Below are 10257 nucleotides of genomic sequence, written 5' to 3' on the forward strand. Positions count from 1 at the left end.
GTAGAATATGCACCGCTGCCTGCAAGCAAGTGATCCCATTCGGCAGCAGGCCAGTCCTGCTGCTGAATCTATACGGGTAAGCATAAAATCCCTGCGTAGCATTGCCTGATGCCAGGACTTGGCGCCCCTTATTCCATAGTGGTGAAATGCTGTTGCGTCAGCGATGGAGGCCCGCAGGGTGAGACAGCGGACTTTCTTTCGGCTTGCAGGTTCTTGAGTCCGCACACTGGCTTGCCCATACAATGGGAATAAAAAAGTTCTATTGAATATTTAGGACGGAAACTCATTAAATTTACGCATTATCCGGTCAAAAACAGAACCTGGCAGAAAACGGCGCAATGCACGTACCTGACTGGACTGTTTGCCCGCTGAATAACGTAAGCGAGGCTTGAGGGCTGTAGCTGCCTTCAGGACCGTATCAGCAACAACCTGCGGGGTATCCCCGGCTTCAACCCATTTGCGCATCAGCGCTTCGCTACGTGAACGGTCCTCTGTATACACTGATATTGGCTGGTCAGCGCGCGTTAGATTTTCCTCAAAAGCGGTTCGCGTCACCCCGGGTTGTACCAATACTGCCCGAATACCAAATTGCCGCACTTCATGGTCGAGGGATTCTGTATAACCCTCGATGGCATGTTTTGTAGAGGCATAATAGGCATTGAAAGGTGAAGGGATCAGTCCCAGGATAGAGCTCATGTTAATGATTCTTCCTTTTTTCTGATCGCGCATGATCGGCAGCACTGCGTTGACGATGCGCGCAACACCAAAAACATTGACGTTAAAAAGTTGTTCCGCCTGCGCTATAGAGGACTCTTCTACCCCGCCAAGCAGGCCCACCCCGGCATTATTGACGACGAGATCGATACGTCCGGTCTGATTGATTATTTCCGCAATCATGTTCTTCACAGACTCATCGCTCTTCACATCGCACAACAACATGGTCACTCCCGGAGGGCTGATAACCGTCTTGCGGCTTGTTCCAAAAACCCGATAACCGATTTTTGCTAATGACTGAGCTGTGGCTAAACCAATACCTGATGATGCCCCCGTCACAAGAGCCGTACCATTTTCCTGCTGATTCATTTTAGATTCCTTCGGGAGAGGCTGGATTGCCACTGCTCAGAATGTTACTATCAAAAAGATATTAAGTCACTACTATAATGATACTGAGTGAGCAGGAATATGAATTTGCAAAAATCTGTCCTTCAATGCCCCGTTGCCCGCGGTCTTGAATCTGTTGGTGATACCTGGAGTTTCCTTATACTTCGGGATGCACATGCCGGGCTGACGAGGTTTGATCAGTTCCGCAAAAGCCTGGAGATAGCGCCAACCATGCTCACCAAGCGACTGGGTTCACTGGTTGAGGCGGGTATGCTGAATAAACGCGTGTATTCAGAGCGACCTTTACGCGAAGAGTACGTGCTGACAGAGGCAGGTTATGACTTCCTACCCGTACTAATGATGTTCGGAGCGTGGGCGCAACGAAACTGTGCCAACAACCTTGCAAGTTATATCGATGAAGAGACAGGCATGGAAATTCATCCTGTTGCAATTGATGCAGTGACGGGGGCAAAGTTAGGAAGTCGACCAATGCGGATGAATATCCCATTCAAAATTGAATGACTTGCCTAAAAATTACCCCTTTTGAGCGGCTGTCCTGTGAACGGCTCACGGATGAACAGTATTTCCTGGAATGAGCTATGTCCGCTAAGCGAAAAGCAGCCTTGCTGGTTCAGCAGGATGAAAGCGATAAACATTTTCAGCTAACCTGGTCTCTTTAACTGTGTGGATCAGTCAAAAGGCCGTTTTCTAACCGTGAAAATACAGTCATATTCCTGTGTAATGGGTAAAATCAGAACTGGCTGGCTCTGCTTTTACCCTTACTTCGACTTTAGTTAAACAGTAAGTATCACGCTTCCTGTAGTACGCCCGGCTTCAAGATCAGCGTGTGCTTTTGCCGCATCCGTCAGGGCATATTCAGCCCCCACCGGATTTTCCAGTCCGTTTTGAAGGGCTGCAATGAGGTCTTCCGCCCCCTTCCTGTAGAGATCGGCATTGTCGGCATAGGCGATTGAACTTGGCCGTATCAGTGCTATTGAGCGGGCGAAACCCAGATCCTCTACGCGCACGGGTGGAATAGGCCCTGCGGGCTGGCCCATGCTTGCTACTATGCCAAAAGGGCGTACCACGCTGAGTGTTGAAGAGAGCAGGATTCCTCCAATCCCATCAATGGCAAGATGTACTCCGCGACCCTCCGCAATTTCGCGCACTGCATCAGGCCATGCCGTATCTGTGTGAAGAAGAACTTCAGCTGCGCCAGCTGCCTGCGCAATTTTCACCTTCTCAGCAGACCCCGTTGTACCAATAACCCGAGCCCCTTTCATGGTTGCCCAGCGGGTAACAATTTGCCCCAGGCCGCCCGCAGCCGAATGAACCAGAATCCAGTCACCCGCCTTCACATTTCGTACCTTGTGAAGCAACATGTGAGCGGTCAGACCTCTCAGCATGGAGCTGCCGGCGGTTCGTGTATCAACCCCATCAGGTAATTTAACCGCCCGGCTGGCCGGGATGTTCCTGAACTCTGCATAAGCTCCCATCGGGTTTCCGGTATAGGCAATCCGATCTCCCGGGGAGAAAGTACGAACGTTATGCCCAACGGCTGTTACCGTCCCGCCCCCCTCAAACCCGGGTACTACCGGATAAGATGGCTGGAGGTAAAGCCCTGAACGGAAGTAAATATCAACAAAATTAACGCCGATCACCTCATGCTTAATCTGAACTTCATCGGGTCCGGGTTTATTCAGCACCATTTTAATTGCTTTAAGAACTTCGGGACCACCTGGCTGGCTGATAACGATGGCTACTGACATATTCTGTCCTCACTGTTTAAGTGGGAAAGATTATAAAGTCGTATAAGCCAGGTAAAATACGGGTATAAAAGAACCATATAGGGGTAAAAATGCACAAGGAAAAAGAAAATGGACTGGCAGGATTTACACTACTTTCTTGCTCTGGCCCGCAGGGGCTCCATGTCCGCTGCGGCAAAAGAGCTTCATGTTGACCACGCCACCGTCAGCCGCCGAATAGCCGCCCTCGAAAATTCACTAGGCCTTCGTCTTACTGAACGTTTGCCCCGGCGAACCGCCCTTACGGAACAGGGTAAAATCATTGCCTCTGCTGCTGATGAAATGAACAGGATCGCAGATCGTATTTACCTACAGGCTAAATCGCTGTCTGTTGCGCCAGCGGCTGTTGTCAGGATCAGCGCCTCTCCGGCTGTAGCTGCACACTTGATTGCGCCTGCCGTGGCTGATTTTGCGCAGAGTCATCCAAATATCTCGCTCTCATTATCAGGCGCATCTCATCATGTGCAACTGAGCAAAGGCGAGGCTGATATCGCGGTACGCCTGACAAGACCGGATGATCCCGATTTGCTTACTCGCCGGATCGGTACGATGCGTTTCGGCCTGTATGCCTCACCTTCCTGGCTTACAGTGCCGCCTGAAAGTTGGGTATTCATTGCCTATGAGAGCTCTCTGGAGCATGTAACACAACAGAAATGGCTGGAATCCCTGCTGGACGGTAGAAGGATTATATTCAGGGCAAGCGACCTGATGGCACAGCAGCAAGCCGCAAGGAGAGGAGTGGGTCTGGTTACGTTACCTTGTTTTATGGGGGACTCTGACAACGCTCTGATAAAACTGACTGTAAATTCGCGCGCCCCAGTCAGGAGTATGTGGCTGGTTGCCTATCCAGAGTACCGACGTGATCCCTCAGCTGTTGTGGTTATGGAGTTTCTGGCTGATATCATTGGAAAGGCTTGTCCACCTGACAGCAATCCTGAAATGTGAAGTGAATTTCTTCCTCCATGGGATGCGTTTTGTGCACTTGCCCGGATGTTATCCCTGTCCGCTTATGGCAAAGAGTGGAGAGGAAGATTTTACCGTTCGGCAAAACGCCCATTCTGCCGAACCGCCCCCGCTCGTTGGGCCTTGTCCGCTAAGAGCGGACGCCTCCCGTTCAAACTGTGGCTTTATAAAAAATGAACTCTGCCAAGAAAAAGTTCGTTATTGATATGCTATCGGTAAAGGCAAGTCTGGAGAAAATTATGGCAAAGGACACAATAGTTACACTGTTGAGGTACAAGCGTTGGATTGATTCCGAAACGCTAAAAATAATTAAATTTATCAACGAGTCAGCTTATGCAGAAAAACGTCACCTGATGCTAAGGCTGATGAATCATATTCATGTAGTTGATATGATTTTCAGAGCAAATATTTCGGGTCAGCAACACGATTACACGGCTTTAAATACCCCTGAAACACCGTCTGTAGATGAGCTTGAAGTTAAAATGGTTGGCGGTGTGGATTGGTATATCCAGCATGTTAACTCAATGACTTCAGCTGATCTCGGAGAAACCATTAAGTTCAGTTTTGTCGACGGCGGTAACGGAGAGATGACAGCCATGGACATGCTAAATCATATGCTTTTTCATGGAACCTACCATCGGGGAGCCGTGGGCTGGTTAATTTCAGAATGTGGAGGTGTTCCTCCGAAGGATGTGCTGACAGTCTTCCTAAGGGACCATGATCACTGACAGTGAGCGTTCTTCACTACTCATATATCCAGCGGCTTCGAGAGCCGCTTTGAGCGAGAAGCAGAGCATTTCTTAATTGCCGTAAGTAAATTTTCTACTTCCAAAATACCATGATAGAGCCGTGATATAAAGTCCCAGTCCATAAGCCAAATGTGTAAGCGCACTTAGCAACCGCGCCAGCCATGGGCGAGGCGTGTGGGAAGCAGCTATACCGAAACCAAATGCGGGCTGCAGAATCATAAACGGTGCAAGAGAAGTTATCAGACCAGCCAGCATACCCGTTATTAAAGAGGGTTCTTTGAACCATGCTGGCCCGTTCAGTAAAAGCGGTATAAAGGCAAAAAGTATCCCGGTCAAATAATGAAAAGCCCAGCCAGTGAAAAGTTCTTTATGTACAGAAGACGTTGAAACTATCGTGTTATGCCTAAGTCTTCCTTTCGGTATCCATAAAACCCACCGCCCAACCAAGGCATAGTTCAATGGAGGCACGTTAATGATGTGCTTTTGGAATAGTGACCACAAATCCATGACAATCGTTGCGCCGATACCTGTCATGATTGCCTTAAACACATTTACCCTATCCAATTTTCGTGTCCTCATACTTGGGGGATGCTAAGTTGACCATCAGTTTGCAACTTAAAGTCAGGTTTAAGTCAATGAAGGAAGAACTGGACATAAGGGAAATTTCAGATCTGGCAGGCATTCAGCCCTCGACGATGCGGTTTTACGAAAAGAAAGGATTAATCACCCCTATCGGTCGCAACGGTCTGAGAAGGCAGTACCACAAAAATGTGCTGAATAAACTGAAACTGATTGCCCTGGGACAGGCTGCAGGATTTACTCTGGATGAAATGGCAGTAATGTTGAACACAGAAAAGCCGACTGTGATTGATCGCGATCTTCTTTCTCATCGAGCCAGTGAAATTGATCGCACTATTCGAAGGTTGCAACTATTAAGCAGGGGGCTGAAGCATGTTGCCCGGTGTACAGAACCGGAGCATACCCATTGTAATGAGTTCAACCATGTCGTTGCGAGAGGACTGCGACTCATTAGGAAGTGACTACTGAGGCGTGTTCCCTGATGACCTGGCACATCCCAAATGAGCAACTGTAAGCACCAGCGAAACTCTTGCGCCAATATTTGCAGTGTCCGCCTCTGGCACGAAGCAGCCCAAAGGATTTTATTGGGCTGCTATGAGCGATAAGCTGTTGTGCTAAATGACGCTTTCTAAGGAGCATGCAAAATATGTTCGACCATTCTACCCACCCCGAAGTAGCCGAATGGTTTGCAAGGTTCGGTGTTGCCGAGGTGTCATATAGCGGGTGTTCCGTCGACCTAACCAACGAACCGCCTGAGCACTGGTTTTACAAGCGCAACAACTTGCGGCCTGAAAGCCTGAAACTGGATTTGCGCATCCCATCTAACGGAAACTGGTTGGTCGACCTATCGCGTCATGACAAGCTGTTCAACATTCAATGGCGACCAAATGATGACTTGCGCATCGAGTCGGAGCAACTGCGCTACCGAAAATTGATCAAATGGCCACGACTATACAGCCTCATGGATTTTCCCCTGCTGGCTGGGCAACTTGAGCAATGCCTGGATATGCGCTTCCTGCGGCATGCCAATTTTGGAGCGCGCTTGCTCGAACCCGAGGCGCTGTCGTGCAATTCCAAAATCCGTCAATGGTTATCACCCTGCGCCGACACTTTTGGATGGAACAGAAAAATGCAGCCGGAGTAGCGAGTATGGCGAAGCACCCTCATTTATCTCGACAAATTCCAGAAAACTTCTAATGAAGATGCCCTATTTTCCTGGACGGTTAAGAGTCAGATTTGGAGTGACCAGAGTCTTAATACTGGTGATGTCCGCTCCTGGCACTAACCAGCCCACTAAGTTGGAAAATGTCGGCTGTTAGGGAGGAGCGGATCTTACGCATCCCTGCTAACATTGGCTCTGAGCAGCCGGAATTGAACTTAGCGATTCATTGTGAATTCCCGACCGCCTTTGTTGCCAGCCTGATTCACCGTAACTTTTGAATTACTGATCCTAATTAATCTGTCCATTGTTGCCATCGTGGTGAAAAACATGAAATTCGAAACCGGATTCATGGCCATAAATCACGGTCTTGTTCCCCTCAAAGTAATCGTATGAGGTCTTTATGCTGATTGCGCAGGTTTCAGACATTCACGCCTCAACCGAAAATGATCATCTGTTTCGGTTCGACCAGGTACTAAATTGGCTTACGCATCTGCAACCGGACGTACTGGTAATTACAGGTGATCTAACGGATGGGCATTGGCAGGAAGGTTATAAACAGATAGCTGACCGCCTGAATCAGCAAAATTACCCTTCATTGATCCTGCCGGGTAACTCAGACGACCGAAGTTTGATGCGTTCTGTTTGGGATGAGAACCGGTGGGTGCACGATGCTCAAGGAGAGGCTCTGCACTTAATCCATAATACCGGTGGCATTCGCCTGATTGGTCTGGATTCGACGATTGATTATAAGGATTACGGCAGTGTGACTGACCATCTGAAATGGTTGGATAACCAACTTAGCGACGCAGGCAACCCTCCGTCATTGCTGTTTTTGCACCATCACCTATTTGCATCTGGCATACCAACGCTAGACGAAACGATGTGCAGAGGTTTACCTGAGATGGAAGATTTGATTAGACGCGCCCCGGCCAGACTACTCGCCATTTCTACAGGCCATGTCCACAGACCCATAGCTGGTACGTTTGCGGACATACCTACCTACATTTGTGGCTCCGTCTGCCCGGCTAATCCTGTCTGGTTTGGAACAGTAAACGTTCCTCCTGTGAATGAACCGCCGGCGTTGATGATTCACCGCTACGTCAGTAACTCTCTTACCAGTCATCACGTTTGCGTTTAACTGGCACTGCTTTCAGGGAAGAGAGCAGAGTAATAAGGCCAAATCATTACTTCATCATCCCTGACAGCCCAGATAGAGAAGATGTGCGTTAGAACCTGGGGGAATAGTCACCCTGATCGAGCATTGAGTATGATTTAGTAGTTCGAGTAATATATGATTTTGTATGTACTTCCCAATTCTTTCTGAAAACGTTCAGCTAATTTATAACCATCCTCAATAAATAATTTTTTCGCTTGCAAGCTGCTAAAATCACATAATGCCGAATCATCTATATTGAGTATGGCATCATATCGCTTGGCCCAATCCTCAAGACTATTTTGTAAATCGAAGATATTGGTAATCCTTCTGGAGATATATCCCCAAAATTATCCGGCTCTCATCCCCATAATGGATGGCAATGATAATCAGCCATTAACTGTATTTCTTTCATTTTCTACACCTCGCAAATTGGCTCTGACTATGTATCCATTATTTCCTAGAGTAACAACCATTTTATATTCCTTTAGCTGCCCCATATGAATAGGGCATCAGCGATGCTAACAACGTCTGTTCCAGGCACGGAGCCGACCAGCGTACTGGGCAAGGTCTGCTAAGAGCGAGGAACGGACATTGCTAACATCATTCTGTGTAAGTCAACGGGGAGCCAATCAACCGTTATTGCAGATTAGCGCAATGGGATTGATGCGTACCCGCCAGGCAGGTACGCATTAATGACATCAGTTACGCCAGAAGAAACGTGAAAACAAAATTAAAACCGGATAAATCTCTAGTCTACCCAGCACCATGGCGGCACAGAGCATATATTTTGCGCCCTCATTCAGTGTGCCAAAAGTTGACGCGGTTTCACCAAATCCCAGTCCCATATTGTTGATGCATGCGGCAACGCTGGCAAATGCCGTCAAAATGTCATACCCCATCATATTCAGTGAGATGACGAAGCACACGGTGATCAGGATATAAAGAAAGAAAAAACTCCACACAGAACGTAACACCCGGTCAGTCACGATACTGTTGCCCACTCTGATGCTCAGTATTGCACGGGGATGCGCCAGTTGATGAAGTTCATGGCGGCTTTGCTTGAACATCACAAGGAATCGCAGGGCTTTGATCCCACCACAGGTTGACCCGACGCAGCCGCCAAAGAAACTGGCCGTTAGTAGTAACACAATGGTATGTACTGGCCAGTCAGCATAGTCACTGGTGGCCAACCCGTTATCGGTGATCATAGAGCTGGTCAGAAAGAAAGCGTGGACCAGGCTTTTACCCGCATCATACATACCGGCATGCCAGACCTGCCATGCCGTGACCAGCACGATGCCGAAGGTGACCATCAGGAAGAAATGCAATTCTGCGTTGTGCAGCAGTGGCTTAAGCGTGCGCCGGGTAAACACGATAAACCAGGCGGTAAAATTAATTGCCGAAAGCAAAGAGAACCCCCCTGCAACCAGCTCAATGGCTGAACTGTCCCAGAAACCTATACTTTCACTGCGCGTGGAAAAGCCGCCTAGTGAGACGGTTGAAAGTCCGTGACAGAGTGCATCAAACGCAGACATCCCGGCGAGAAAGTAGGCCAGGGAGCAGATAACACCCAGCAGAAGATAGGTCAGCCAGAGATTACGCGATGCGTCAGCCAGACGTGGGGCAAGGCGTTCTTCTTTGAACGGCCCGGGCATCTCCGATTGATAAAGTTTGGCTCCACCAATGCCGAGCATGGGTAAAATAGCCACGGCCAGGACGATGACGCCAAGACCGCCAATAAAATTGAGCTGCGAGCGGTAATAGAGATAGGCATTAGGAAGCTTGCTGACGTCGACAACTACCGTGGCGCCGGTCGTGGTGATCCCCGAGACACCTTCGAACAGCGCATCGGCAAAACTCAGCCTGACGGATTCATCAAGCCAGAAAGGCATCGCACTGATAAACGAAAACAGCACCCAGAACAGAACGATGATGACAAACCCATCCCGCGTTCGGAGCTGGATCTGCGACTTTTTTGTCAGCCACCAGGCCGCCCCGCCCAGCGTAAAAAAAACGACAAAAGTGGTGAAAAAAGCAAACCAGCTCTGTTCTTTACTCACCAGCGCGACGAGCAAGGGAGGGAGCATGGTCAGGCTATAAAGCAGGACCAGAAAACCGCAGAGGTGAGTGATAACTCGAAGTTGTGAGTATCTCGCTGATAAATTTAGCTGCAAGGTAAACATCCTGACCAATAACCTGATTATTCACATGCTATCTGATAACTAAGACCATCCATAGTTGAACCTGTGACGTCCTTAATTATGATGCTTTGTGAGGGTCAGTGATGTGTCAATTTCGCTCAGGAAAGTAGCATTAAGTTATCATGTTCCCCCAACTTAACGGTATGGACAGTCGTTAACAACGTCCGCTCCTGCACAGAGCGGACATTGAAAGCCGCCAGATTACTCAGGGAATATCGCCGTTCTGCCTGTTAGTCTGTGCCGGAATTCAGTTGCAGGGTTGCATCAGGACCTTTTTCCATCGTCTGCCCTTCCTTCACGGTCACGTTGATATTATCCCCTTGCCCTGCGACATACCTTGCCTGCACGCCGTAACTGGCATCAATCTTGATGTTATGCAGCGCAACGTCTTGTATTGGTGACTCCGGCAGACCACTGAAAATCATGGCGTAAGTCGCTTTGGTCGCCATCAGATCGGAAATGGTTATGCCTTTGATTTTCGGCGTTGACGCCGTTACTGGGGCCGTTTCAATCGGCTGGATCAGCGAGTGAGCTTGCGCTC

The 10257-nt window shown here is 48.8% G+C and carries 10 protein-coding genes and 1 pseudogene; 6 read left to right on the forward strand and 5 right to left on the reverse strand.

Annotated features, from left to right (window positions below):
- Positions 1-270: 270 nt before the first annotated feature.
- Positions 271-1083: an oxidoreductase gene (locus WCC56_RS19105; RefSeq protein ID WP_424693901.1), complete on the reverse strand. Its 813-nt coding sequence runs from the start codon at positions 1081-1083 to the stop codon at positions 271-273.
- A 99-nt stretch (positions 1084-1182) separates the two neighbouring features.
- Between WCC56_RS19105 and WCC56_RS19110 the strand changes: the two genes are divergently transcribed.
- A complete protein-coding gene (locus WCC56_RS19110) occupies positions 1183-1623 on the forward strand; it encodes a winged helix-turn-helix transcriptional regulator (RefSeq protein WP_424693902.1) in 441 nt (146 codons plus the stop codon).
- A gap of 272 nt (positions 1624-1895) precedes the next feature.
- Here the strand turns inward: WCC56_RS19110 and WCC56_RS19115 are convergent, their stop codons facing one another.
- A complete protein-coding gene (locus WCC56_RS19115) occupies positions 1896-2870 on the reverse strand; it encodes a quinone oxidoreductase family protein (protein WP_424693903.1) in 975 nt (324 codons plus the stop codon).
- A gap of 108 nt (positions 2871-2978) precedes the next feature.
- Between WCC56_RS19115 and WCC56_RS19120 the strand changes: the two genes are divergently transcribed.
- The gene (locus WCC56_RS19120) at positions 2979-3851 is read left to right on the forward strand and encodes a LysR family transcriptional regulator (protein WP_424693904.1); all 873 of its coding nucleotides are present in this window, start codon (positions 2979-2981) and stop codon (positions 3849-3851) included.
- Between the two features lie 257 nt (positions 3852-4108).
- Entirely contained in the window at positions 4109-4597 is a 489-nt protein-coding gene (locus tag WCC56_RS19125; protein ID WP_424693905.1) for a DinB family protein, read from the forward strand.
- A 72-nt stretch (positions 4598-4669) separates the two neighbouring features.
- Here WCC56_RS19125 and WCC56_RS19130 read toward each other — a convergent pair whose 3' ends face one another.
- On the reverse strand, positions 4670-5152 hold the full coding sequence (locus WCC56_RS19130) for a DUF2938 domain-containing protein (protein WP_424693906.1): 483 nt from the start codon (positions 5150-5152) through the stop codon (positions 4670-4672).
- Between the two features lie 101 nt (positions 5153-5253).
- Here WCC56_RS19130 and WCC56_RS19135 point away from each other — a divergent pair, with 101 nt between their 5' ends.
- The 3 genes from WCC56_RS19135 to WCC56_RS19145 all read left to right on the forward strand — a co-directional run bounded on the left by WCC56_RS19135 (position 5254) and on the right by WCC56_RS19145 (position 7497).
- The gene (locus tag WCC56_RS19135; protein ID WP_424693907.1) at positions 5254-5658 is read left to right on the forward strand and encodes a helix-turn-helix domain-containing protein; all 405 of its coding nucleotides are present in this window, start codon (positions 5254-5256) and stop codon (positions 5656-5658) included.
- Between the two features lie 185 nt (positions 5659-5843).
- Positions 5844-6341 (forward strand): hypothetical protein, encoded by a 498-nt coding sequence (locus WCC56_RS19140; RefSeq protein ID WP_424693908.1) that lies wholly within the window; start codon positions 5844-5846, stop codon positions 6339-6341.
- Between the two features lie 418 nt (positions 6342-6759).
- Positions 6760-7497, forward strand: a complete 738-nt coding sequence (locus WCC56_RS19145; protein WP_424693909.1) for a metallophosphoesterase — start codon at positions 6760-6762, stop codon at positions 7495-7497.
- A 716-nt stretch (positions 7498-8213) separates the two neighbouring features.
- Here the strand turns inward: WCC56_RS19145 and WCC56_RS19150 are convergent.
- Together WCC56_RS19150 and WCC56_RS19155 are read right to left on the reverse strand one after the other, a co-directional pair.
- Positions 8214-9698 carry a TrkH family potassium uptake protein gene (locus WCC56_RS19150; RefSeq protein WP_424693910.1) on the reverse strand — a complete coding sequence of 495 codons (1485 nt, stop codon included), beginning with the start codon at positions 9696-9698 and terminating at the stop codon, positions 8214-8216.
- Positions 9699-9946: 248 nt separating this feature from the next.
- A pseudogene (locus WCC56_RS19155) lies at positions 9947-10257 on the reverse strand (glycoside hydrolase); the annotation flags it as partial.

The sequence above is a fragment of the Erwinia sp. genome (assembly GCF_049696395.1).
Lineage (GTDB): Bacteria > Pseudomonadota > Gammaproteobacteria > Enterobacterales > Enterobacteriaceae > Erwinia.